Source organism: Pseudomonas sp. FW305-20 (assembly GCF_058788075.1).
Map to the genome: position 1 here is coordinate 130,677 of NZ_JBYTAJ010000013.1, position 23,051 is coordinate 153,727.

The 23,051-nt window shown below is 51.9% G+C and carries 20 protein-coding genes and 1 pseudogene; 12 read left to right on the forward strand and 9 right to left on the reverse strand.

The window, feature by feature from the left end:
- Nucleotides 1-2 precede the first annotated feature (2 nt).
- The 6 genes from AC3WP4_RS13965 to AC3WP4_RS13990 all read left to right on the forward strand — a co-directional run bounded on the left by AC3WP4_RS13965 (nucleotide 3) and on the right by AC3WP4_RS13990 (nucleotide 5,280).
- Nucleotides 3-710, forward strand: coding sequence for a DUF4376 domain-containing protein (locus tag AC3WP4_RS13965; RefSeq protein ID WP_102614584.1), 708 nt, complete (start codon nucleotides 3-5; stop codon nucleotides 708-710).
- Nucleotides 707-1,630: a hypothetical protein gene (locus tag AC3WP4_RS13970; protein WP_102614583.1), complete on the forward strand. Its 924-nt coding sequence runs from the start codon at nucleotides 707-709 to the stop codon at nucleotides 1,628-1,630. The genes AC3WP4_RS13965 and AC3WP4_RS13970 overlap by 4 nt, the downstream gene beginning before the upstream one ends.
- Nucleotides 1,627-2,178, forward strand: a complete 552-nt coding sequence (locus AC3WP4_RS13975) for a baseplate complex protein (RefSeq protein ID WP_102614582.1) — start codon at nucleotides 1,627-1,629, stop codon at nucleotides 2,176-2,178. The genes AC3WP4_RS13970 and AC3WP4_RS13975 overlap by 4 nt, the downstream gene beginning before the upstream one ends.
- Nucleotides 2,175-2,879, forward strand: coding sequence for a hypothetical protein (locus tag AC3WP4_RS13980; protein ID WP_102614581.1), 705 nt, complete (start codon nucleotides 2,175-2,177; stop codon nucleotides 2,877-2,879). The genes AC3WP4_RS13975 and AC3WP4_RS13980 overlap by 4 nt, the downstream gene beginning before the upstream one ends.
- Nucleotides 2,852-3,829, forward strand: a complete 978-nt coding sequence (locus AC3WP4_RS13985; protein ID WP_102614580.1) for a phage baseplate assembly protein V — start codon at nucleotides 2,852-2,854, stop codon at nucleotides 3,827-3,829. The genes AC3WP4_RS13980 and AC3WP4_RS13985 overlap by 28 nt, the downstream gene beginning before the upstream one ends.
- Before the next feature lie 83 nt (nucleotides 3,830-3,912).
- Complete coding sequence (locus tag AC3WP4_RS13990; RefSeq protein ID WP_102642478.1) at nucleotides 3,913-5,280, forward strand: HEPN domain-containing protein; 1,368 nt, start codon at nucleotides 3,913-3,915, stop codon at nucleotides 5,278-5,280.
- Nucleotides 5,281-5,363: 83 nt separating this feature from the next.
- On the opposite strand, the gene AC3WP4_RS13995 is transcribed toward AC3WP4_RS13990, so the two are convergent.
- From AC3WP4_RS13995 to AC3WP4_RS14010, 4 genes and pseudogenes are all read right to left on the reverse strand, one after another.
- On the reverse strand, nucleotides 5,364-5,660 hold the full coding sequence (locus AC3WP4_RS13995) for a hypothetical protein (protein ID WP_102614578.1): 297 nt from the start codon (nucleotides 5,658-5,660) through the stop codon (nucleotides 5,364-5,366).
- A gap of 8 nt (nucleotides 5,661-5,668) precedes the next feature.
- Entirely contained in the window at nucleotides 5,669-5,920 is a 252-nt protein-coding gene (locus AC3WP4_RS14000; protein WP_256581135.1) for a hypothetical protein, read from the reverse strand.
- Between the two features lie 1,226 nt (nucleotides 5,921-7,146).
- Nucleotides 7,147-7,367 (reverse strand): annotated as a pseudogene (locus AC3WP4_RS14005) (integrase domain-containing protein); the annotation flags it as partial.
- 575 nt (nucleotides 7,368-7,942) lie between these two features.
- On the reverse strand, nucleotides 7,943-10,054 hold the full coding sequence (locus tag AC3WP4_RS14010; protein ID WP_102614577.1) for a DUF262 and DUF1524 domain-containing protein: 2,112 nt from the start codon (nucleotides 10,052-10,054) through the stop codon (nucleotides 7,943-7,945).
- Between the two features lie 829 nt (nucleotides 10,055-10,883).
- Here AC3WP4_RS14010 and AC3WP4_RS14015 point away from each other — a divergent pair.
- Nucleotides 10,884-11,549: a DCL family protein gene (locus AC3WP4_RS14015; protein WP_102614576.1), complete on the forward strand. Its 666-nt coding sequence runs from the start codon at nucleotides 10,884-10,886 to the stop codon at nucleotides 11,547-11,549.
- A gap of 175 nt (nucleotides 11,550-11,724) precedes the next feature.
- Here the strand turns inward: AC3WP4_RS14015 and AC3WP4_RS14020 are convergent, their stop codons facing one another.
- The 3 genes from AC3WP4_RS14020 to AC3WP4_RS14030 form a co-directional block, all read right to left on the reverse strand.
- Nucleotides 11,725-13,452 carry a coiled-coil domain-containing protein gene (locus tag AC3WP4_RS14020; RefSeq protein WP_102650631.1) on the reverse strand — a complete coding sequence of 576 codons (1,728 nt, stop codon included), beginning with the start codon at nucleotides 13,450-13,452 and terminating at the stop codon, nucleotides 11,725-11,727.
- Between the two features lies 1 nt (nucleotide 13,453).
- Nucleotides 13,454-14,539: a hypothetical protein gene (locus AC3WP4_RS14025; protein WP_102616794.1), complete on the reverse strand. Its 1,086-nt coding sequence runs from the start codon at nucleotides 14,537-14,539 to the stop codon at nucleotides 13,454-13,456.
- 1,424 nt (nucleotides 14,540-15,963) lie between these two features.
- Nucleotides 15,964-17,208 carry a tyrosine-type recombinase/integrase gene (locus tag AC3WP4_RS14030; RefSeq protein WP_102616793.1) on the reverse strand — a complete coding sequence of 415 codons (1,245 nt, stop codon included), beginning with the start codon at nucleotides 17,206-17,208 and terminating at the stop codon, nucleotides 15,964-15,966.
- A 399-nt stretch (nucleotides 17,209-17,607) separates the two neighbouring features.
- On the opposite strand from AC3WP4_RS14030, the gene AC3WP4_RS14035 reads away from it, so the two are divergent.
- The 5 genes from AC3WP4_RS14035 (at nucleotide 17,608) to AC3WP4_RS14055 (ending at nucleotide 20,213) form a co-directional block, all read left to right on the forward strand.
- Nucleotides 17,608-17,928 carry a YbjQ family protein gene (locus AC3WP4_RS14035; RefSeq protein WP_074874964.1) on the forward strand — a complete coding sequence of 107 codons (321 nt, stop codon included), beginning with the start codon at nucleotides 17,608-17,610 and terminating at the stop codon, nucleotides 17,926-17,928.
- Nucleotides 17,929-18,593: 665 nt separating this feature from the next.
- Nucleotides 18,594-18,965, forward strand: a complete 372-nt coding sequence (locus AC3WP4_RS14040) for a hypothetical protein (RefSeq protein ID WP_059404653.1) — start codon at nucleotides 18,594-18,596, stop codon at nucleotides 18,963-18,965.
- 182 nt (nucleotides 18,966-19,147) lie between these two features.
- Nucleotides 19,148-19,576 (forward strand): glycine zipper domain-containing protein, encoded by a 429-nt coding sequence (locus AC3WP4_RS14045; RefSeq protein ID WP_074874968.1) that lies wholly within the window; start codon nucleotides 19,148-19,150, stop codon nucleotides 19,574-19,576.
- 128 nt (nucleotides 19,577-19,704) lie between these two features.
- On the forward strand, nucleotides 19,705-19,893 hold the full coding sequence (locus AC3WP4_RS14050; protein ID WP_074874970.1) for a hypothetical protein: 189 nt from the start codon (nucleotides 19,705-19,707) through the stop codon (nucleotides 19,891-19,893).
- 107 nt (nucleotides 19,894-20,000) lie between these two features.
- Nucleotides 20,001-20,213 (forward strand): hypothetical protein, encoded by a 213-nt coding sequence (locus tag AC3WP4_RS14055; RefSeq protein ID WP_074874971.1) that lies wholly within the window; start codon nucleotides 20,001-20,003, stop codon nucleotides 20,211-20,213.
- A 573-nt stretch (nucleotides 20,214-20,786) separates the two neighbouring features.
- On the opposite strand, the gene AC3WP4_RS14060 is transcribed toward AC3WP4_RS14055, so the two are convergent.
- A complete protein-coding gene (locus tag AC3WP4_RS14060) occupies nucleotides 20,787-21,182 on the reverse strand; it encodes a hypothetical protein (protein ID WP_102616791.1) in 396 nt (131 codons plus the stop codon).
- A 1-nt stretch (nucleotide 21,183) separates the two neighbouring features.
- A partial coding sequence (locus tag AC3WP4_RS14065) for an RHS repeat-associated core domain-containing protein (RefSeq protein ID WP_492606847.1) occupies nucleotides 21,184-23,051 on the reverse strand: 1,868 nt, incomplete at its 5' end.

The window sequence follows — 23,051 nt, forward strand, 5'->3', positions numbered from 1 at the left end:
TCATGACTGACAAACTCGTCTATCAGACGGACCACCTGGGCATTTTCATTGGCGCGGTCGAGGCTGATGAATCACCCCTGGAGCCGGGTGTGTACCTCATTCCCGGTGGCTGTGTGGAAACCCCGCCGCCGACGATCCCTGACCACAAAGTCGCCTGGTGGACTGGCCAGGCCTGGCAGTTGGTGGACTACTTCGGCGGTGTGGTCGTCTACTGCATCGACACCGGTGAGCCGCGAACCCTTGAAGGGTTTGAAGCGCTTCCGGCCGGCTTCACCCTGGAAAAGCCCGGGCCGAACCAGATCTGGAAGGATGGCGAATGGGTCGACGATATCGACGCCGTGCTGGCCGCTCTGTATGACAACAAACAGCAGGCGATCGGCGTGGCGTACAGCCAGTACGTCGCCGGCGGCTTCAGTTCGGATGCCCTGGGCGAGTTACACCGTTACGGCAGCACGATTGACGACCAGGTGGATTTAAACGGCCAGGTGCTGCTGGGCTTGGATGACGTTTACCCCTGCTATGACGTTGACCAGGTGAAGGCCTTTCGAGCGCATACCATCGCCCAGCTACAGAAGGTCAGCCAGGATCTGGTGCGCTTCAAACAGGCTGCCATGCAGCACGCCGACAGCCTCAGACAGGCCTTGGCCAACGCCCTGGACGACAAGGATCTGAAGGCCATGAAAGACATCACCTGGACTCCGCCGGCATGACCTGGGCGCCGGTGACCATGCGCTGGCCAGAACAGGCCACACAATGGATGGGGGGCCTGTCGGCCGCCAAAGATCTGGCCGGTGGGGAACTGGCCAGTACGGCCCAGCGCCTGGCCGGCCTCGAGGGGCTGGCCAGCACCAACCCGGGGCCGGTCGGTGATGCGGCCAAAGGCGCGATCACTGCCGGTCGTGCGGCCTTGGCCGAGCAGCTGGGGCAGGCACCGGCGTGCCTGGTGGTGACGCCGTTTCAAAGCGGCATCGGCCAGGGGACGGGCTATCAGCGTTTTCTGTCAGCGCCCAATCTGCTGGAACACCTGGCGAAGAAACTGGACGACGTCACCGACACCGGGCGCCCGGCCGGGCCGCAATACGCACTGTCGATACTGTTCCTGGGCACGCGTCTGGAACAGCTGGCCAGCAGCCTGTCACGGTTCAACGCCTTGCTGCCGATCCCTGACCTGGTGCGCACGGAACGCCGCGCCCAGCACCTGGTGAAGCTGGAAACCGAAAAGTGGGAGATTCCCGGCGCCGGTCCATTGCCACGCTGGCAAGCGCTGCCTCTGGAGCGCTGCACGGTGGTCAAGGCCGCCAAGCAGTCCATGGCCGGCCAACTGGCGGTGCTGGAGAGCTACGCGGCCGACAGTTCGCCATTGGGTGATCTGGCTGCTTTGGCGACGCGCAAAGTCGCCCAGCAGCAGGGCCGGGATCAGCAATTGGCTGGCCTGAAAGCGCTGCTGGCTGGGGGAAACCCTGACGTCAGCATGCGGGCGCGCCTGATCGGTCCGGGCCACACCAGCGAGTTGCGGCGCGAGTTGTTGGCCGGCGATGCCCCGGGCCACGAATGGGTGCTGTGCGCCGGCCTGATGTTGGTTGGCTCGAAAGAAGGATTGAGTTTTGTACAGGAGCTGGTCGGGCTATGACGCTGCTACTCGATGGCCACAAGGTCCAGGGCAAGAACCTCAAGGTGACCGCCAATCTGCGTATTGAAAGCGGCGACATGTCCGGCCAGACCAGCAACACCGACAAGGCCCACAAAGGGTTCAAGCCCAAGACGCTGACCGTCTCGTTGATGATTCCGTTTGTGGATAAGTCCCAGCTGGTCGATCTGATGCGCCTGGCCGAAGCCACTGCCGGCGGCGGCCAGTTGCACCTGTACCGCATCGTCAATGACTCGGCCGAAGTGTTCGGCGTACGCCAGGTCGAGTTCTCCGACGGCATCAGCGCCCGCGAGGACGATTCCCTGCGCGCCTGGCTGGTCCAGTTCACGCTGAGTGAACGCGAGTCGAACCCGGAAAAGGTCGAAGGCCGACGCGCCGGCAACAAGGTCAACGCGCAAGGCGCCCCGGGCAGTGCGGTCGGCGACGGCGGCAATGGGACGGATGCAACCAGCGATAACCCGGCGCTGAGCGGTTTTGAAAAGGTGCTGGGCCGCGTGGACAAGTGGCTGGGCGAGAGTGAGCCGACGTGAAGCTGCACAAGATTCTGGCCATCAATGGCGCGCCGATCGCCCTGGTCAAAGAGGATGTTCGGCTGGACGCCACCAGCCCCGGGCGGGCGACGTTCACTATCCAATCCGCGGTGCCGGTAAAAGGCCTGGTGACGCTGGATATCGGCTACAACGAAGGCACGTTGCAACGGCACTTCATTGGCTACGTCGAGCGCTGCACCGCCGCCAACGCCGTCGAGCAGGTGTTGTTCTGTCGCGAGCTGGCCGCCGTCCTGGCCAACCCGCTGCCGCTGAACCTGCGTCACGTCGATTTGCGCGCCGTGCTGGCCGAAGTCAGTGAACAGACAGGCCTGCGCTTTCGCGTGCCCGATAGGCCCTACGCCAGCGTCAAGGCACCGTACTTCTACAGCCTGGCGGCCGGTTATCAGGCGATGGACAGCCTGGCACGAGTGTTCAACATCCCCGACTTCACCTGGCACCAGCTGGGCAACGGCGAAGTGTTTGCCGGCAGTTGGGCCGACAGTTTCTTTGGCGCCCGTGCGCCACTTCAGCTCCCCTCGGAGCTGTTCGACGGCTACCAGGGCAACCAAAGCGCGATGGTCGCGGCCCTTCCCGGGTTGCGACCAGGTGCAACGATCAACCACGGCGAGCGCATCACCAGTGTGGCCCTTGCCAATGACCAGATGGCCATCCGATGGAAGACGCAATCCGCCGCGCTGTAGAGCGCCAATTCCCCGAACTCACCGGTGGTTACCACTTGCCACGCTTTGCCCGGGTTGTCGCCGTGGCCGATGCACCGGCCGGCGCCGGGATCTGCGACGATTTCCGGCCGCGCTATGCCGTGGACATCGAGGTCCTAGGCCCGGATGGTGAGCCTGATCCGCAGCTGCCCCAGCTCGCCGGCGTGCCATTGCCGCTGCCCACCGGTGGCGAGGAAATGGGCATGTATGCCTTTCCGGAGGAAGGCACTCAAGTTGTGGTGTGCTTCGCCTATGGCCTGCCGAACAAGCCCTACATCCAGACCATTTTGCCGCACGGGCTGAGCATGCCCCGCGTGCCGAAAGGCGATCAGGTGTGGCAGCACAGCGAGGCGGCCCAGCAGCGTGTCGACGCCGACGGCAACTGGCTACGCCAGACCGATGGCAAGATCCAGGACAAGGCGATCGAGCGCGAAGTCGAAGCCCTGCACAACACCGAGAGCTTTCAGAATCACACCAGAACCGTGGACGACCATTCGACCGAGTCAGTGGGTGGCGTGAAGACGATTGAGGCGCTGGGGGCGCTCAAGCTGCTATCGGGTGGATCGGCGAGCCTGGCGGCCGTGGATGATCTGCACCAGGCCACCGGCCGCGATCTGAACCTGGTGGTGGGGCAGAAGCACAACGCCACGGTGGGTGGCGACATGCAGGAGCGGATCGAGGGGCTGCGTAAAAGCGTTGCCGGCGTCAGTCAGCGACTGCAGGCGCCGAAGAACTGGATCGGGTCCGAAGGCGTGAACCTGTTTCAAGTGGTATGCGACATGCTTAATTTACTGCAGCAGATGAATACACAGCTCGCGGCGCACACGCACGTACCTGGGCCAACGCCGAGTCCAACCGATGCGGCAGCATTCACAGCAAAGGCTGAGCAAGCACTGGAGCTATCCGCAAAACTCAAGGCTATTACCCTTTAACTACCCGGTACTGCACGCCACTTTGCGTTTTTTATGACTCCAGCACAATATGACGCCCAGTCTATGACACTCGGTGCGCTCTCATGTTTGATACAGTTAAAGAGCTGGAACTACACAAAGAATATTTTTTTGAAGTGTTTTATCGCGAGGGTGACTCTGGTTATGCGGCCACGCTTCATTTAACTCCGGAGCTAATAAAATTTAAAGTTACGTCTGAGCGAGATTTTTCGCTGTCTTGGGATGCCACTGAAGCAAGGTGTGACGATCATAGAAATGTATTTTTTCTTAAAGGGCTTTATTGTGTTGGGATTAAGTCGTCGGTAATTAATCACACGCCATATGTTGGGTTAAAGGAGATTGAATTTACCGTTGAAAGTGTAATTTTTTGTCCAAGCGAACCTCCAGAAAATGGTTTTTTTGAATCAATAGATATAGCTTCTTCGACAGTAAACGAATGGGTAGGTTACACGACCACACAGCAAAAGATTTTCGAGGCGAGTTATAAGCGCGAAGATGTGGAGCCGCTGCTAGTCGAATTTTCAACGCCTGCAAATGAGCATGATGAAATAGGCGTGCGTTACAATGCGACATTCCGTCAGTCTCATTTGTTATATGAGCATGGATTTACCTTTCCACCTTCACTGTTTTATTTAATGGGTTCGGGAGAACGTGTTGCTGACCCATTTTTAATCTATGTACGCATCTTTAATCTTTTAGCGTTTTTGACGGGGGCAGAACCCTCCGTCCAGAGTGTGACGCTCAACTATGATCTTTATGGATATAGCCAAAAAGGCTACCTCTACTGTATCAATAACAGTTTGAAACCTAAGGGATCAGATCTTTATGCAATGTTTCCCCTTGGGAAAGACCCTCGTTTTGATGACTGGGGAATTGCGCCATTTCCTATGTCTTCATTCGCGTTGTATTTTAGTCCAGATTCCGATCTCCCTGATTTACTAGAAAAGTACGTCAAGTATCGAAGTATGGGGAATGTTGAGGATAGACTGCTAGGTTACTTTAGGTTGCTTGAAAAACATTGCTATAACAGGAAGTGTTATCTTTCCGAGGATTTGTTTGTTCGATTCTCCCGGCTTGCAAAAGGCTGGGTAAAGGGCAATAGCTCGTTGAGCGCCAAGCAGATCAAAAGTTTTGAGGGCGGGCTTAAGAGGTTTAACGGTCAAAAATATAACACTGAAAAATGTCTCAGTGATTTCCTTTCTTCGTTGCCCGAGCCCATCAAAAAAGGTTTGGGGGTGACTAAAGATTTGTTAACGGAAATTTGCACTCTTCGGAATAATATTACACATGCAAATAAATATAATATCGAAGAAGATAAGTTGCACCTATTTGTTGCTCATGTTCATCATTTGCTTATTTTTGCGATTTTAGAGAAGTTGGGTATTGTTCTAGCAGATGTCGCAAATATTACTAATCGCCTCAGGAGTTATTGAGTGTTACTAAACCTGAGTTGGAATCAAGGTGTGATGCTCGGAAGTGGTGTTCTCGACTGTCCGCATTGCAAAAGGCAATTCGTCTACTCTAATCGGCACCACCATGACTGGGCATAAGCGCAACCATCGATATGCTCGATGCCACTCAAAACAAATCCCGTAACTGCCATCCCTGCCAAGGTCGCATCGAGCAGCGGTGGCAGTGGATCGGGTTCGAGCGGCATACCCACTTCAACACGAGCAACATTAGCGGCCCGACCCAGCTCACTGCACATAGTAGAGTTCACCATAATGTTGCCTCGGATAGCCGGATAGCGGCGCCGCTCCTTCGGATCAAGAGCGACACCACGCAAGCGCATAGGCGTGACCAGTACATGCATGGTTCTTCCTATACGTCAGCGTCGAGGTCGAGTAGCGATTCAACCGCGTAGGCCAGCGCGGCGTCTGCCAGCTCCAACATATCGCTCAGATCGTCAGCATCAATTACTTGATGTCGATACAGCGCGTGAGCCTGCCTGAGTAACGCCTTGTGGTGGGCGCCTGGCATGGCGAGAAGTGCCACGTCATCGCGCAGCATGACTTGCCAATGCGTTATCGCTGATAACTTCGCACCTGCAGTGTCCGCAAAATCTCTATTCATCGGTCAGCCCCATTCCAGCTGAATACTGTATGCATGAACAGTATATCCGCAGCGGCACCCCATTACATCATCGGATCGACTGGGGGCAATACCCAGCGGCTCTTGGCTGCTCTGACATGTTCCGCTTCAAAGAAAAAACTGCTGAAAAAAGCACTTATCCCCCTCCCGCCGACGGGCTTTACGTCCCTTTTTTGTGCAAAGGCTGGTGGGATGCAAATGATGGTTCCGCCCAAGCCCGCTGCGGGGGTTGTGGGCTGTTTTGCAATTGCACGGAGTGCAAGGTTTTGCAAAAAAGTGCAGCGGCTTTGCACAGCGGAATGGGGCCGGCTCAATTTGACCAGCGAAGTGAGGCGCCCGGTTTACAGGGGGTACGGTTGCAAAAACCAGCTGCAGACGAGGTTTTCGTTTTCGGAACGGTTCACACCAGGTGCGAATCATTGACCGCCCAACCCAATAGCAAAACAGCTGTGAGGCCCGCTCCGCGAGGCTTTCCGGCGTTTTGCGGTATTGCACGACATCACCACGGACTGGCTGACATTCAGCACACATTCAGACGCAGTAAAAAAACGCCAAAACTGATGGCGCATGGATATTTTTCAGACGTGGGGTGGGAAAAGGGTAATTTTAGTAAGCGAGGGATCAGAACGGGCTGGAGCCCTTATAGATCTTGGCTTTCAACCATTACCTCAGAGGGTAATTTAAGGTAAGCGGAAGGGTAATATTTTGTTCAAGCCCTTATTTTACTGGGCTTGATGGCAGATGGGCATTACTGGTGCCGAAAGTAATTTTATAACCGTTTACTTACCTTATTATTACCTCTATAAAAATATATCAACTATCTAATTTTATTGGCTTTTATCTGGGTTTTTGATAACTCATTACCAAAATTACCTTTTTCCCATGGCTCAACATAAAACGCGGGAAATGCCTGTCGCGGCCGTTTTCTGCAACCTGGTGCGTTTAACTTCTGGGACCACGCTGGGACAGATCCTGCGCATGCTGCCAGGCTGCAACCCTTGTAAAACCGGGGGGTAAGGTTCCGAAAGTCGCTCACGGGTAGTTTCGAATCTCTCCTTCACCGCCACATTTATACGTTAAAGCCCTGATTACTCAGGGCTTTTTCGTTTCTGCGTTTCTGAAAAAAATCCCATCCCATACTTTGCCCCATACCCTGGATGGCTCAGGGCTTTGCGACCAAAGGCTAATTTTTCCGACAATTTCTAAGCGGTGTAGTCCAGCAGCATCCGTCGATTGATCTTGCGCGCATCGTTGTAACCGGGACCGTCCTAACCGACACCAACGCACGAACGCTGCCAGCAATCGCTATGAGCTTTGACCGTGGCGAAGTGGTCGCCGGCAACAATAGACCCTTCGCTTGTGGGCCGACGTAGCTCAACTGGCGGCCATAGCCAAAGTTACGACCATCAATCCGACCGACCAGGGCCATCATCATCGCTTTCGTTTTTTTGCAGAAAGAAAAGCAGGGCTTTCCAGTGGGGGTTGATCCTGTCCACTTGCTACCAGTGCTTGGGCCGAGTAGGGCAATTGACCAGCGCAGTCTTGCAGCGTGCCGAACCCGGGCATCCCTCTGACTCTCCTGAGTACGGAATGTGCAAGAGCCAGCAAACGCTGTTGCTTATCTTGCGGCGCATGCATGAGGAAGTTTCCAAGCGGCTGGCGCGACAGGGACGTGCGGATCATGAGGCGCTAGTCCTGCATGAGGACTGGAGACTGCGAGGCTGCCGACATCGTCCGGAATTGGTTCAAGAAAGCACGTGAAGCATTGGTCAATCGCGGGGCTCCGCAAGTCGACTGGCCACATGTTTTTTATCGATTGAGTCCGTCTGAAACGGAGACTCTCCTTAGGGGGATCCTCTGTTTCGGACGGACTTTAGCGGGTTAGGTTAGGTATTGAGAAAGACGTCCTAAAGTATTGATCGACAGATTTTGATCCGTGGTTTGTTAATCGTTATAGACAAGGATTTCTCAATAAAAAGGCGGTCTCAACGGTTGCGAAGTTACTCATGCATCTGCTCCATTACCCATCTGAAGTTCAAGAGCCTGGCGCACCAACCCAATCACATATGGTAGGCCATCGAGTGAGTCCAACAGCACCGAGACATCGCCATTGCCCCAGCGACCGAGCCCGGTAACGTCCTGACACAAACCCTTAGGATCGTGAATCTGTGCAAATTCCATATTTAGCGCTACGCGCAGGCGACCGACCTGGGGCACCACGTCGACAAAATTGGTTTCTGCCTTATACGCCACGTACAGCTTCAAAAACTCTTCATTCACGCATGGGTCCAAAGCCAACACCGCAGTGCGGAAGGCTTCAAACAACTCCAGAGTCTTGCCGCCATGAAGCTGTGGGTGATCTTCAATGCGGTACCCCGTACCTTGGGACTTTTGCTGGTAGAGAGAAAGAATCTCGTCCTCTAGCAGCGGCGCAGGCCACACCTCCAGGGCATTGTTGGCTAGGCGTTCTGCCCGAGCCTTGATCTGGCTCTCATTCCATAGAGGCAAGGTTCTGAGGTCAGCATTGAGCTTGAGCGGGCTGTCGCGAAAGCCGCCGGCCATGTCGCGCTTCTCGCTAAAGGTCTTGTCACTGTACTCGCTGTTGTAACCGGTTAGCGTAAGGTTACCCAAAGTGTGCAGCCAGGTTTCCTGAACCCTAGCCCAGTCTTCACCCAGCTCCTCGCGCCAGGTGCTGGAGAGATTTTCATTTTGAGGCAGGATATGTTCGATGGTGTATTCATCTACTACTACCCGCTCTTTACGCCCGAAGTTCTCAAAGCGACGTAGCCAGTAACTGCGGCTGCGGAAGTAGTACAGGTCGCGGGTCTGAAAGTCTCGGCGAAACTCATCATCGGTGGGAAAACGCCGGTAAGAAGGTAGCGTGAGGAAATGCGCCTGTACGCTTTCCAGATAGCGATCCTTTTTCAGCGCCTTGGCGAAGGTCGAGAAGGTTTTGTTCATCGAGTTGGTGGGTACCGCGCAAATCGCCCGGCGGAATACGTAACCTTCGATCAGACGCACGACTTTGAGGAAGTCTTCCCGAGGCAGCAGATCATTGGCGTAGTCGTGATAGAGCTCCAGCAGAAACGGATAGGCCACATCCACTTTTAATTCACGCAAGTCGTGGAAGGCAACTTTCAGCTGCGGGTCGGTTTCCGACCCTAGGGCCATGGCACAGAAGTAGCGGGCGAAGTCGCGAATATCGCGCACCAGTGCCTCCACTCCCAAATTGGCAATTGCCGGTTTGCGGCTGTACAGCCGAAACACTTCGTAAATCTCATCTAGGCGCGGAATTTCCCCGGTCTTGACCGTCAAGTAATGACGCATAAAGCCGTCGAAGTACTGGCCGTATGCTTCCTGGCCAAACGCCAGCTCCATGGAGCGCCAGTATTCGTTGTAAAGCAGGGTTTGTTGGCTGGGCTCCAGGCCCATGAGAATGAAGTTACGAATCAGGTCGGCCTGGCTCAGCTTGCGGCCGGTGGAGTTCATGCTTTCGAAAATCAGCTGCGGATTATCCCGCGTGCGGTCTAGGGCAATGTCTACCACCACCAGTTTCGCCAGGCCCTTGCACAGGGGCAGCAGGTTGTCGCCACAGGCGCGAATGAGCGATTGGAATAGGCCGAAGTTTTCCGCGATGCGCAGGGACTGCTCCTTGGGCGGATCACGTTGATCCACCAAGGCAATCAGCGACTGCTTGTCCGTTTGTGAGAGCAACAATTTGAAATGGCGATCGCCTTCTTCCTCATCGTTGATCAAGTACCAGTTGCGCAATTTGCGCGGTGCAAAGCCGTCCAGCGGTTCCCGCTCCCCCTGGGGGAAACCCTCTAGCGAGTGATGTAGGGCAGTGAGCAGCAGCGTCAGGGTGGTGAGACGCTGCTGTCCGTCGATCACCAGCAACGGTTCGACGCTCATCAGGTTCGACAAGCCTTTTTCCACGTACACGATGGAGCCGACGAAATGCGAGGTCACCCGATCGTCCTGGCCGGCGCGTAGTACGTCGTCCCAAAGCTGCTGGCATTCATCCGATGTCCAGGAATAGGTGCGTTGGTAAATAGGGATGACGAATTGCGGGGATTTCTTAAGAAAATCCAGGAATTTGGCTTCTGAAGCTTTCATTTCGACATCCTTGAAAAATTACATCCGCGTCGAGCTGTGTGCTCGGGCAAGGGGGTGAAACCGGTCAGTAGGATACAAAGTGCCAGCATTTCGCGCATCTCTATCTTTCTTTCACGTCACCAGCTCTAGAGGGATCACATTGGCAATGTGGAAGAAGTTTTTACATTGAATTTTCCTGATCGCGAGCCAGGAGTAGTGCTGATATCGGTGACCCAATCGCTAAGCACATTTCTGATATTGTGTAGTGTCACGACCATGACGTAAGGGGGCATTCTTTCCGATCTGCAGCGCCAAATTTACGTTCCGTTGACTCAATACTAAGTAACCACTCCCCCAACCTCCACATTCAACCCGGCTACCTGACCCTAGATGCTGAGCTCTCGATTCTCTTCGGCGTCAACAACTGGAACAAGTAGGTGCGCTACACCGAAGTCGGTTTTGCCAATGGGAAAAAGCATTGCCGAGCGTGCGATCAGACTTTTTATTATTGGACGCAAGAACTTGTTCAGCAACACGCCCGAAGGCTCAAAGGCCAGGAGCCCTGTTCGTGGTTGTACCGCAACCTTGAGTGACTGCCCCAGGAAATTTAGGTTGAAGAGTACGAAGTGTTGTTGTCGTATAGCTGCGCGCCGTAAATACCACCGTGGTCATAAGATCTTGCCTTGAAAAATTAGATTTTATGGAGTGCATGTCATTTTTTGCGACGCAGCACTACCTATATGAGCACTTCTACTGATAGCCTTAGGCCTTGATAAGGGATAATGGCTTTCATGGCTAGCGTTTTATTAGCAATGGGCCTGTGATTGTTAAATTAATTGAGGGAAGTAATATGGGCGTTGCTAAACCAGTTGTACTACCTAGCATTAGGTTTGAAAAACAGGGGGATGCGGACGCATTTTTTAAGGCGATGCTGGAAAGCTATGAAGATGATGAATATCTGAATAGCGCTGATGAAGAAGTGGTATACGAACTCCTCCAGCGTCACCCTGAAGCTGCAACGAAAATTGGATCGGGTGTCGTTGGGATTTTTCGGGCGCCTTCACTTGATCACCCATCAAGTTGTTTTCATGTACATAGAGTTGATGGTTCGAAAACGGACTTTTCCTATAAGATCTGCGTGAAAGCTAAATCTCCTAGCTTAAAGTCGCGCTTCTATGAGGCGTGCCAACGCTCAATCACAAATACTGTGATCGCCCAGAAGCGTTCGCTTTTTAATGCTGCCGGGGGGAAGATTGCTTGTTACAAAACTGGGGTTCTTACAACGTTTAGCTCATCTGATTATCGTCACACTGAACCTAGATTTCGAGAGATAGTAGAAAATTTTATAAAGATTAATAATATACTCGTGTCGGAAGATTTGCTTTCAAATGGAGCTGATATGCAATATTCGACAGTTTTCATTGATCATGCAATGGCAAGTGCATTTGTTAACTATCATGAAGCGGTTGCTGAGCTTCAGGTTTTTAAACGATTTGAAATTCCAGTGTTTTCTTGATTGCGTTGCTAGGAGCGAGAAGATGGATTCATTTTTTAAAATGAATCCATCTTGTTGTTCTGTGTCGTACGTCAATTAGCTTCCAGTTGAAGCTTTTGTTGCGAATGTGCGATCAGTCAGGGTAGGTTTGTTTTTTGGGTAACTAAAACTAAGATTTATCCCTGATTTAATAAGTTCAATAGGAGTTAACTAGCTCCATTGTGTCATGTAAAAAGTTTGCCATTTCCCCTTTGTAAGATTTTAGCAGTGATCTTTTGTTCTGTCCGTCTCCAATGATGATCGTTTTGAAGGATTCAGGTGGCAATTTATCGTAATTATTTTCAGGGATGTCACTGTCTTTTAGCAGTGCCATTGAGACAAATAGCTGCGTGTCGATGGGGTGGTTTTTGAAAACGAAAGAAATGATGTCTTTTTTATTCTTCGGGTCAATGTCTTCTTTGAATATCGCGTCTAAGATAAAAGGAAATCTATGAGTGTTTTTTGTTTGGCTGAATATTTCGTTGATCGCGAAGTGATACGCCATTACAGTTTTGTGCAGTTCAACCCCTTGAGTTGGAAAGGCTGATATTTTATAGAGGTCTAGATAGCGGCCATCATTGAGAGGGGCGACATTTAGGCTGATTAAGTTTTTAATGAAGATTTTTTTGAACGCCTCCTCTTTTTTTGTACGCTCGCCGATGATGTTTTCGCTAGCTTGATATGAAGCTAGTTTTTTGTTTATTTCATTTTGTTGTGCTTTTAGGGAGTCAAGGTTCTTACTTATTTGGTTGGCTATGCGTGCTGTTGCTTTGTGTTTTATCCAAGACTTGAAGCTAATATCCTGAATCGATGTCTTTTCTAAAACCTCATAATTCGAAGCTATTTTAGCTTTGTTCCGGTCTATATTTTTGTGAAGAGAGTTTATTTCTCCTTGGAGTTTTTTTATTTCGACTTTGATTTTTAGCGTTTCGCTGTTGGTATCGTTGATGGATTGTAGGTGGTTATAAGTGCTTTCTAATGAAATAGGGAGGCGCTGATGGCATGAGGGGCAGTTGTCTATTTCAGGTGCTTGTTTTTCAGTGTTTCGTTTGATTTTTGATAGGATTGATCTTCTGGCTGATAGGTGTGAAAGCTTGTTGCATTGAAATATATATTTCTTCTCGTTGTCTGCTACATTTGAATGAGTTTCTGCAAACTCTTGAATGTATTTTTTTGATTCTTCGATGAATGATTCATCTGTTAGTTTTGTGATTTTTATAGATGAGTCATCTTCTTCTAGTTTTTCTAAGAAGTAAATTTTCTGATTGTTAAATTCTTTTTCTCGCTCAAGACGTTGTTTTTCTAATCTGTCGGAATAGTTGGTGATTCCTAGAAAGTAGTCTAAGTAGTCTTCTTTGAGGTTTCTATAAAAGTCTAATGCTGAAAATGATTTTCGCAGGTAGACCCATCCGACAGATTGCGCAATATAAAAAGGAAGAAACATTGCTTCAATTGGTGCGGGCTTATATTCGCCCTTGCTTTCTAAATACAAATTAAATTTAAATATTTTATGAAGGATGTCTTTAAGCTTTATATGTTCGGCGGAATTGTTGCTGCTTATGCCGTTGAGTCGTAAGGGGGGCATTGTGGGATGTTTTATAATGAGTAAGTCATTCTCTCGAATGAAAATTAGGCTTCGTGATTCATTGTTCTGAGTGATTGTGCAGTCGAGTCTGAATATTATGTCCTCTTTAAGGATGTCAGATAATTGTTCGTTGTTATCATTTATGCCAATGGTATAGAGTAATAGCTGGAAAAAAGTACTTTTGCCAGACGTGTTTGGGCCGTGAATTATATTTATGGTTGGGTGGAATTTATTATAAAAATATTTATTCTTTGATTCAGAATAAGCAAAAAAACTATCAAACTGTAATAGTGTGTTCATTTCAGTCTCTCGTTTCTATATATGCAGCAATCATGGCGAATTTTACTTCGGTGTCCGAGAGTTGGGAGTTGTGAGTGTTTTTATAAGTTGTGTGAAGGTGTTCTATATAATTGGATTCGTTGTAGTAGGTGTTGGGTATGGTGGACTGTTCTTTTGCAAAATTTAATATTTTTTGATGCTCGAATTGGGTTAGGTCTTTGAAAAAATCAAAACAGTTGCTAAGTTGTATTTCGTATCGAAGTTGGTCGTAAATAGGCATTTTTATCAGTTGGCTTAATTCTTTTCCTTCTGCTCTCCAAAAATTATAAGCTTTCTGTTTTGTTGTTATTATATTAAAAGCGTTATTTATGTGGGTGCCGCTGATCTTTTTTTCACTGGCTGTTAAACTGGCAATATTCCCTTGATTGAACTGAAGCTCTATATTTCTAAACATGCTTAATAGGGTGTCTATGGCAGCTTTGTGATCGCTAACCTTATCGCCAAACACACTGCCGAATAAACCTATTAGTAATTCTTTTTGCGCTTTGTAGGTTTTTGGGAGGTCAATAAAGTTAAATACTAGGGCGTCAAGTTCTATGAAGTTGGCGTCGGATTTATCGTTAAACTCTTTTAGTAGTCTTTTTATGTTGTCTTGGATTTTTTTGTCAAGATCAGAGTATTTTAATTTTATTGTGGCTTCATTTAATAATGCGTGCGTCTTCTTTTTTTTGTCTCCGTCGTGAAGTGTTAGTGTGTTATTTGTTATAAAATTTAGAGTGTGTGAGTAGTCTTGGTGAAGGGCCGTCGGATCCGCTTTTAATGCGGCTCCAATGGATAAAATTTTGTCTATTATTTCGTGCATTTTTGCGTCTAAAGTCCATCCTTTGCTGGCTTTTTTTGCCTGAAATGTTTTGGTCCATTTAATTATGTCGTTAATGTCGTGATGAAAGAAAATAAAATCGTCATAGTTTTCTATGGATAAAAAAAATGACTGTGTGCTGTAATAGTCGTATTCGCTGATGATTATGTGGAGCGCGCAAATTTTTTGAAATTCAATGCCCGTTCCATTATGCACTCCGGCATTTATAGTGCTGTTGGTTTTAGTCATGGGTTATTCGCTTGGAGAAGTGTGAGCCGAGCAAAAGAGAGCGGTCAGCATTTGTTATCTTATGGTCGCTCGACAAAGCATATGCCATTACAAAATGAATCAAGCTATTTTTCATGGACGTCCTTTGTCGATGATGCTTAGCCATCAAAGCTACTGTTTTGCCATCATGCTGTCCATCGAAAATAGAGGGGTTCTTTTTTTTCTATGCATACGGGTGTCTAGCCCTGAAATAGGTGTAAACCTATTTCAGGGCTAGACAGTGGACACCATTTTTAGTCTTTTTAAGCGGACGCCCATGCCACAAGAATGCCGTTCCTACCGACCAGTGTGATGGCTTGTTACTCGTGATCACTGTGTCCGTCCGAAACGGAGGCTCCCCCTTAAGGGGACGCTTCGTTTCAGACGGACGTCGGTAAGGCGGTTTTTCTTGCCTGATTTCGTTGCCCTCACTCGTCCCGCCACGGAAGTTGAGTGTTATCAGGGATCAAGGCCCCTGCGACCTGTGAGGGTTGTCCACTAACGCGGGACTGGCGGCTCCTTACGACCGGGAGCTTGGGCATTTCATGATCTGGCCTCCTGAACACTTCCAAAGAAGTGGGCGGGTGGAGGCTGCACTGGCTGACGAGACCGGCACCGCGAGATCCTGAGTCGGGTGAAGGCAGTGATGCGATGACCGGGGCATGCCTGACTGTCAGTCAGGTGCAGTCCATTCCTTGGGCTGCGGCACCATCATCTGCATCGCTGTTGCTGGTGACTTCGGTATTTGTCACGCCGATTGTCACGAGGGGGAATGCCGCAAAGCCTTGTACGAGTTGGGCTGCAGCAGCGGTAGGAGCGCCCGTCTCTTTCCGGGAGAAAGAGACGGGCGCAGGTTGGCGCAGTGAAATGGCCAAGCGGATAGGTTGCTGCAGGGCAGCTGGGTAGAGGGATGTATTTGCCGCAATGGCAATGATCTGAAGTAGGCGTCCATCACTCGGTGAGTGACCGTGCGAGCCGCCGGACGCTAATCGCACTTGGGGGTGAACCACCACGGCGTGGCGTAGCCTCAAAGGTTCTGGCTACCTGGGTGCTGTCGAGGACAGCGCTTGTACGGTTCTGGTTTAGCGCTCGTTTTGCTCGCGGTCAACAGCATTTTTGAGGCGACTCTTGCGCCAATCGGTAGCGCTGGATGACCTTGGAAATTAGCGGCATTACATGGCCGGGCGGTCGCTCGTCGGTTTTTAATGTGAGCTCACGAGGACGGGAATGCGGAGCCTTCCCGACCGCGTGAGCTTGGCCGAAACAGCCCCGAGAGCGAAGCTTGCAATAGAGACAGTCGCCACATCGGTCGCCACGCCGTAGGCCGAATACCGCGCGGGTCGCCGCCGGTGTTGCCATCCACCACGCGATAAACGAGGTGAGATGATGGCTTGAACATCTGCTCCTCATTCAACAGTATTTGCTACAGCATGCCCTGTGGCATATCGCGCCCAATCCTCCATCAATATTCGCCGCTTTTCAAAAAGATCGCCACGTCGATAAGCTGCCTCTACCGCATTCTCTACTGTGTGCGCGAGTGCCTGCTCACAGACCTCTCGAGGATAGTGAGTAACTTCACTAGCCCAATCCCTGAAAGTCGAACGGAATCCATGCGTCGTGAGATTTTCCCGCTTCATCCGACGCAATGTCATCAACATTGCCATATTGCTCAGAGGACGCTTTTTGCGAGTCCCTGCAAATAGGTGATTGTTTCCTTCAACACGAGGAAGCCTTGTGAGTAAATCCAATGCCGCTTTTGATAGCGGCACCCGGTGTTCCTTACCTGCTTTCATTCTCGGCGCAGGAATGGTCCATACCCTTGCTGCCATATCAATCTCTGCCCACGTCGATCCAAGCACCTCACTGGTTCGACAGGCAGTCAGGATGGTAAAGCGCAATGCTTTAGAGCTCAGATCATCTGCTTTCTCAAGGGGCGCCATGAAGGCGGGAAGCTCTGTCCACGACATTGCTGCGTAATGCTTCACAGCACGCACTTTTGAGCGAGGTGGTAGCAGTTTGTCCAGGTGTCCACGCCATCGAGCGGGATTTTCTCCATCGCGCAGCCCTCTGGCCTTTGCTGCATCGAGTACCAGTTCGATACGGTTTCGCAAACGGCTGGCGGTTTCGGGTATTACTGTCCAAATCGGATTGAGGATTTTCAGCACATGTTCAACGCCTATTTCCTGCGTCGCAAGATCGCCTATGACCTCGAACGCGTAAGTAGCCAGAGTGTTCTCCCACTGCTGAGCATGCTTAGCATTTTTCCAGCCCGCCCTGTGGGCAGCGATGTAGTCGAGAGCAACCTCTTTGAAAGTGGTTGCTTTGGCTTTGGTGGCACTCTGAGCTAATCGTTCGGCTTCTTTTTCCAGCCGTTGTCGTTCCATCTCCTCATCCCGACTGGTAAGCGGATCGACGCCTGACTTGCTTAGCTTTCTGGCTTCTGCGGCTTTTTCGCGGGCAGCCGATAGACTTACTTCAGGGTGCCTGCCCAATCCCATGTCTCGACTCTTGCCGGCAAGCTTGTAGCGGAAAATCCAACTCGCTCTACCGGTACGACCGAGTTTCAAGTAAAGGCCGTCACCATCATTGGTCATTCCAGGGAGCCCAGATCTGACTATTTTTTCAACCGCTTTTATCGTCAGAGATGCCATCACTCACTTCCTTTTTGAAAGGATGATGACTCAATCTAAATGAACTCCAGCCCATACTCCAGCCCATACCTTGGACACTGGCTTCACGTAGTCACGCTTGGAACATAAAAGAAAAATGTCACTCAACCATCTGTTTTTATAGAGGTTTTATAGAGATCCTTAAGCGTCGCTGGACTTCTAAAAACACTAAAATAGCGGACTCCTTCACCGCCAAATTCGATGTAACCAGAACCCCTGATTTCGAAAGAAGTCAGGGGTTTTGTGGTTTCTGGCGTCTGGATTTTATGGATGGCAATGTTATTGATCCACGCTCATCTCCCTCGTGCCGCCGCCACCGTATCTAGACTAAGCGCCAGGTGCCTTGAGTAATCATCCCCAGGCCATGAAAAAGGAAATTTAATGATCACCACCACAACCCACTCCATCGAAGGCCGACAAATTACCGCCTATCTGGACATCGTCAGTGCCGAGTCGGTGCAGGGGGTCAACGTTATCCGCGATTTGTTCGCCGGGATGCGGGATTTTTTCGGTGGGCGCTCTCAGACACTGGAGCGGGCCTTGAAGGAAGCACGGATTCAGGCGACCGACGAGTTGAAGGAAAGGGCGCGGGCAATTCAGGCTGATGCAGTGGTAGGGCTTGATTATGAGATCAGCATGCCGGCCGGGAAGGGTGGGATGGTGGTGGTGTTCGTGACCGGGACGGCGGTCAAGTTGAGGTGAATGTGTCACGAGGCCGTTCGTCGGGCACGCAACAAACCGAACTACAAGTCCGGTAATGACTGGCTAGTCTCAAAAGCGTTGAAGGTCGATATTTTTCAGGCAAATAGGGCTTGCCGGTGTCGACCCTTTTTTGAGAGGGGAAAGGTATGGCTGATTCGTATATCGAAGACGACGGATCTGAGTTTCCGATCAATAGTTGCGTGCAGTGTGGTCAAGCGGAGTATATGGCGGGCTTTGGTGAAAACCGGGTCCGGGTCGCCAAATTGAAATCCAAGGTGCCCCGATCCGAAAAGGCGAATTTCTTGCCCAAGAGGATGCCGTCTTCCAGGAAGTAACCGTCAACCGGATAGCCCCCGCCATTGAGCGGGGTTTTTATTTTCACAAAATCGGCTGTTGCGATTTTGACTACAGCTACAAAACCCGCTGTTGGTATTTTTTTTCACAAACTTTTCACACCTACCTACGTAGTCTCAACTCATCCGTTAGAAAGCAGTACCTGGCCCGTTCCCCAGCGGGCTTTTTTTTGCCTGTCGTAAAACCTTTTCTGAAAACGCTGTCCAACCGTCGCCTATTGCGAGGTTGTACCCGTGCGTGTCTGGACTTTGTCTCCTCTAAAGCATTCAATCTCGCCCCTTTCGGTTACCCCTTTTTTTGAGGTTTTTGTCATGCGTTTAACACTGCCTGCTTTGGTTCTGGGGCTTTTGGTTGCTCAAGGTGCGATGGCTGCGGGTGATGGCACTGCCGCCATCGGCGGTGGTTTGGGTGGCGCGCTGGGTAATGTGGTCGGTCAGAGCATGGGCGGCAGCACCGGTGCAGCGATTGGTGCAGGTGTCGCGGGCGCGGCTGGCAGTGCTGTTGCAGCACGCAAAGGCAGCCGCACTAAAGCCGCCATCGGTGGTGGTGTCGGCGCGGCCGGCGGTTCGGTGATCGGCAACAGCCTGGGCGGCAAGACCGGTTCCACCATTGGCGCAGGCTTGGGCGGCGCATTGGGCGGCGGCGTGGGCAGCAACCTGGCAAAAGGTCACAAGCGTCACTGATCCTCGTCGATCTGTTCAAAAGCCCGGCTTGATGCCGGGCTTTCTGTATCTGGATATTTCTTCTTCGCGCTCTTTGAATTAATAGCTGTCCAACGATCAGCGCTGGTGTGATGAAAAAGCTAGACTCACGCCATCCGTAACGCGTTCTCTTACCCCCGATACGGAATTTAGAGGTTCATATCATGCGTTTGACATTGTCCACGTTGGTTCTGGGACTTTTGGTCGCTCAAGGTGCAATGGCCGCCGGTGACGGCACCGCTGCAGTTGGCGGTGGTATTGGCGGTGCGCTAGGTAACGTGGTCGGCCAGCAAATGGGCGGCAGCACGGGTGCCGCGATTGGCGCCGGTGTAGGCGGTGCGGCAGGTAGCGCGGTCGGCGCCAACAAAGGCAGTCGCACAGAAGCGGCTATTGGTGGTGGTCTGGGATCGGCCGGTGGCTCGGTGATCGGCAATAGCCTGGGCGGCAAGACCGGTTCGACCATTGGCGCAGGCCTGGGTGGCGCGGCGGGTGGGGCGGTAGGCAACAACTTGGGTAACGATAGCGGCAGTTCGCACTCCGGTAGCGGCCACAACCATAAGCATAAAAACAAGCACAAGAACAAACATCACTGATTCGACATCGAGCTACAGAAGAAACCCGGCCCCGCGCCGGGTTTTTCACGTCTGGGAGTAGGACTCTGGAACGTTTGGTCGTGGGCCGCCTCGAACTTCATACACCCCCAATTGTTGTGAGGCATGCCATGACTCCTGAAACCGAAGGCAAGGAAGAAAAAGGCCCGAGCGGGCTTCCGTTCATTAACGATCCAGGAAACGAAGACCCAGGCTCACTGATGGATGACGCAACAGTTCCGCTCAATGATTCCGATGATGCGGGCGACGTCGGAAATATTGAGTTCGAAGACGAGGAAGTGGACGAAGACGAAGATTGAGCCTGCTGTGCGACGGACGCGACCGATCGTCTCCTTGATCGAACGCAATGCGCGGCACCATCCTCGAAATTTCAGGGCCTGCTTTTCAGGCCCACGCGAGGTGCTTTATGAACGCTGATCCGAAAGACTCCGACATTGACGATACCCCCGAATATCCGCTGCCTTCACCAACCGATTCCCTGAGTCGTGATCAACGTCCGCCTGATGACGACACCGCTGTCGAGCAGTTGCCGTCGGATGAAGTGAAACGCGGGGACGTTGAAGGTCACCCTCACGACCCTGACATTGCCGATGAAGATGGCTCAAACGAACCGAGCTGAACATACCCTGTTGCACAGCGCCACTCATCGATCGTGCGGCACCTTTAAAAAGCGATGACGGCCAGAAATCAGGTACGCACCTTTTAAAGGAGAGACACCATGATCAGGTCAAAATTGACCGCCCTGACGGTGATCGGCGTGTTGTCGGCCGGCTCAATGTCGGCGTTTGCCCAGTCCTCCGGCACCGATGCACCTGTGAATAAGGGCGGGATGCCGCCGTACTCTGAAATGAACGCGGGCTCCGCGGATGAGAAGGCGCTGCCGTCTGGCGCCATTGAAGGTGGGAATGGTGGTGATGCAAGTGGAAGTAGCACCAGCCCGAAGACTGGAAGTGGGGCGATGAGTGGTGGAGATTCGATGGGGAGCGGTTCTGGGGGTGGGTCTGGAGGATCCGATAGTACGGGTGGTTAAGTTGTTAGGTATTTCAATTTTAAGCCCAGCAAATTGCTGGGCTTTCGTGGAGCCAAGATGAAATTTTACCGCAGAGAATAATCCTTATTATATTTTGAACGGCGATCAGGACGCTTAGCTCGATGCACATAATGAATAGATCTGTCCTTTTGATTTTTCTGACTATTCTGTATTTAGCGATTCTAGCCAGGTTTTATAAAATTCTTTCTGCTCCTCCAATGTTTGTGCAATATCATTTTCCTCGTAATTAAATATATGAACTATGTCGTTGAATGTTGCAGATTTTCCCATTGTTAGTTCGTATGCGACGAATCCACCACTCATTTGAGAACACATTCTGGAGGGGGTTACATTAAGTTTTGATCCTTTGCACAGGAATTTTATATCTGGAAAATCATGTCTGATTTTTGCCAGGCATAAGTAGAGGTCTTCGCTTTCATATTTTTTACGGAAGCCATTTTCCATTGTGAAGATTATAAACATTTTGGCGGCATCATATTGTAGTTGTGCCTGCTCCTTATGGCCGTCAACGACTATGGATATTTTGGTAGTTTCCATTTTATCTCCTGCTTGGGTTTGGCGTGGAGTATCCGACATAGCTCCCGTCCTTCTTTAGCGGTGTCACGCCTAATATGTCTGCGGTATCAATTTTGTCTGGTATGGCAATTTCGGTTTCATCTGCAAACGGTACAAGATTTTTCAGCTCTTTATTGACGTCTCTACCGTTAATTTTTCTCAGTGTGTACAAGAAACCTTTTCTTGTTTCAAATCTTGTACCGAATTGGATGGCGGTACGCCGGGATGGAGATGTGCTGATGAAATTGCTTGGCGGATCATCGCTATCAATAGCATGAAGCAATAGGTCGCGGCTTTCCCCTTTGCTCCTAAATCCCGTTCTGAATATTTCCTCGGGGTGCTTCGAATCTCCGCGATAGAGATATTCGTTTTTGATGCCAGGTACGGGGGGCGTTATTTCCCCCTCATCAACCCCAACCTTCTCCGCCGGATCCTCATCCCCAAACGAGGGCCGCTTACACCCATCCCCCCCAGGACACTCACTCAACCCTAGCGGATCAACCCACCCCGTCGGATTGCGCGTGTACTGATACCCGTTTAACCCCCCCGCCAACTTGCTCGGATCCGGCGTCAAATACCGTCCGACATCAGGATTGTAGTAGCGATGCCGGTTGTAATGCAGGCCCGTCTCCGCATCGAAGTATTGCCCCTGAAACCTCAGTGGCTGATCCAGCACCTGATGGGTGTCGCGGTTGAGGCGAGTCAGGCGGCCATAGGCTGTGTATCGGGCGGCCCAGACGATGTCGCCGCTGTAATCGGTGAGTTCTTGCGGTGTGCCAAGGTGGTCGAGTTGGTAGTAGAACGGGCAAGCCTGGTCCGGGCCTTTGCCGTCGAGCATGGCCAGTGGGCGGAAGCTGCCGGGTTCGTAGACGTAGCTGCGGTAATGCTCGCGGCTGCTTTCGGCGATGAGGTGGTCGCCTTGCCAGAAGAACTCGGTGGTTTTGCCGTCGACGGTTTTGCTGATGCGGCGGCCGAAGGCGTCGTAGCGGTAGGTCGCCTGGCTGCCGTTAGGCAGGGTGACGCCGATCAGCCGATGTTGGCAGTCGTAGCGGTATTCGGTGACGCGTTTTTGCCCGGTGCCGCGGCGTTCGCGGATCAGGTTGCCGAAGGCGTCATAGTCGTAGTGGCGGTCGCCTTGCCTCAGCAGGCGGTTGCCTTTGACGGTGGACGGGCCGGGACGATCGTGCATCAGCAGGTTGCCGGCCGGGTCGTGGGCGAAGCTTTCCGGGGGTTGATCGCGGGTGTGGCGGACGCGGATCAGGCGGTTGAGCGGGTCGTAGTGGTAACTGCGTTGGCCGTGGCGGGTGTCGGTGAGGCGGTCGAGATTGCCGTTGGTGCTGTAGGCATAGTCGCGGCGATACAGCGCTTGGTGCTGTTGGCTGACCGCGTGGGCCTTCAAGCGGCCCTGATCGTCGTAGGCATATTCGCTGAGCAACTGCCCCTGCTGGCGTTGCTGTTCGCGGCCGAAGGCGAACTGGTGCTCGCTGAGCCGCGCGCCGTTGAGGTCGATCGCGGTCAGCGCGCCGCCCCGGGCGTGGTGGTAATCGAGTTTGCTGCCGTCCGGCAGGCGCAGGCGATTCAGTTGGCCGCAAGCGTCGTAGCCATAACGCAACGTGCCCCAGCCCTGATGCTCGGTGATCAGCCGGTCCTGCGGGTCGTATTCGAATTCCAGCGGATGGTCGTGGCCGTCGTCGACGCTGACCAACCGGCCGAGGCGGTCGTAGCGGTATTCAACCTGGCTGCCGTCGGGCAGGGTTTTGACCTGCAGGCGTCTGGCCACATCCCGCTGGTAAGCGGTCACCCGTTGCGAGCCGTCGTCGCCGAACTCGGTTTTCTCCAGCAGCTGGCCAT

Bases quoted from the DNA above. Each gene is read 5' to 3' on its own strand.
- AC3WP4_RS13965 (WP_102614584.1), top strand. From the start codon at position 3: ATGACTGACAAACTCGTCTATCAGACGGACCACCTGGGCATTTTCATT.
- AC3WP4_RS14000 (WP_256581135.1), bottom strand. From the start codon at position 5,920: ATGAATAGAGATTTTGCGGACACTGCAGGTGCGAAGTTATCAGCGATA.
- AC3WP4_RS14050 (WP_074874970.1), top strand. From the start codon at position 19,705: ATGACTCCTGAAACCGAAGGCAAGGAAGAAAAAGGCCCGAGCGGGCTT.
- AC3WP4_RS13975 (WP_102614582.1), top strand. From the start codon at position 1,627: ATGACGCTGCTACTCGATGGCCACAAGGTCCAGGGCAAGAACCTCAAG.
- AC3WP4_RS14040 (WP_059404653.1), top strand. From the start codon at position 18,594: ATGCGTTTAACACTGCCTGCTTTGGTTCTGGGGCTTTTGGTTGCTCAA.
- AC3WP4_RS14035 (WP_074874964.1), top strand. From the start codon at position 17,608: ATGATCACCACCACAACCCACTCCATCGAAGGCCGACAAATTACCGCC.
- AC3WP4_RS14055 (WP_074874971.1), top strand. From the start codon at position 20,001: ATGAACGCTGATCCGAAAGACTCCGACATTGACGATACCCCCGAATAT.
- AC3WP4_RS14010 (WP_102614577.1), bottom strand. From the start codon at position 10,054: ATGAAAGCTTCAGAAGCCAAATTCCTGGATTTTCTTAAGAAATCCCCG.
- AC3WP4_RS13985 (WP_102614580.1), top strand. From the start codon at position 2,852: ATGGAAGACGCAATCCGCCGCGCTGTAGAGCGCCAATTCCCCGAACTC.
- AC3WP4_RS14025 (WP_102616794.1), bottom strand. From the start codon at position 14,539: ATGACTAAAACCAACAGCACTATAAATGCCGGAGTGCATAATGGAACG.
- AC3WP4_RS14045 (WP_074874968.1), top strand. From the start codon at position 19,148: ATGCGTTTGACATTGTCCACGTTGGTTCTGGGACTTTTGGTCGCTCAA.
- AC3WP4_RS13995 (WP_102614578.1), bottom strand. From the start codon at position 5,660: ATGCATGTACTGGTCACGCCTATGCGCTTGCGTGGTGTCGCTCTTGAT.
- AC3WP4_RS14020 (WP_102650631.1), bottom strand. From the start codon at position 13,452: ATGAACACACTATTACAGTTTGATAGTTTTTTTGCTTATTCTGAATCA.
- AC3WP4_RS13990 (WP_102642478.1), top strand. From the start codon at position 3,913: ATGTTTGATACAGTTAAAGAGCTGGAACTACACAAAGAATATTTTTTT.
- AC3WP4_RS13970 (WP_102614583.1), top strand. From the start codon at position 707: ATGACCTGGGCGCCGGTGACCATGCGCTGGCCAGAACAGGCCACACAA.
- AC3WP4_RS14015 (WP_102614576.1), top strand. From the start codon at position 10,884: ATGGGCGTTGCTAAACCAGTTGTACTACCTAGCATTAGGTTTGAAAAA.
- AC3WP4_RS14060 (WP_102616791.1), bottom strand. From the start codon at position 21,182: ATGGAAACTACCAAAATATCCATAGTCGTTGACGGCCATAAGGAGCAG.
- AC3WP4_RS14030 (WP_102616793.1), bottom strand. From the start codon at position 17,208: ATGGCATCTCTGACGATAAAAGCGGTTGAAAAAATAGTCAGATCTGGG.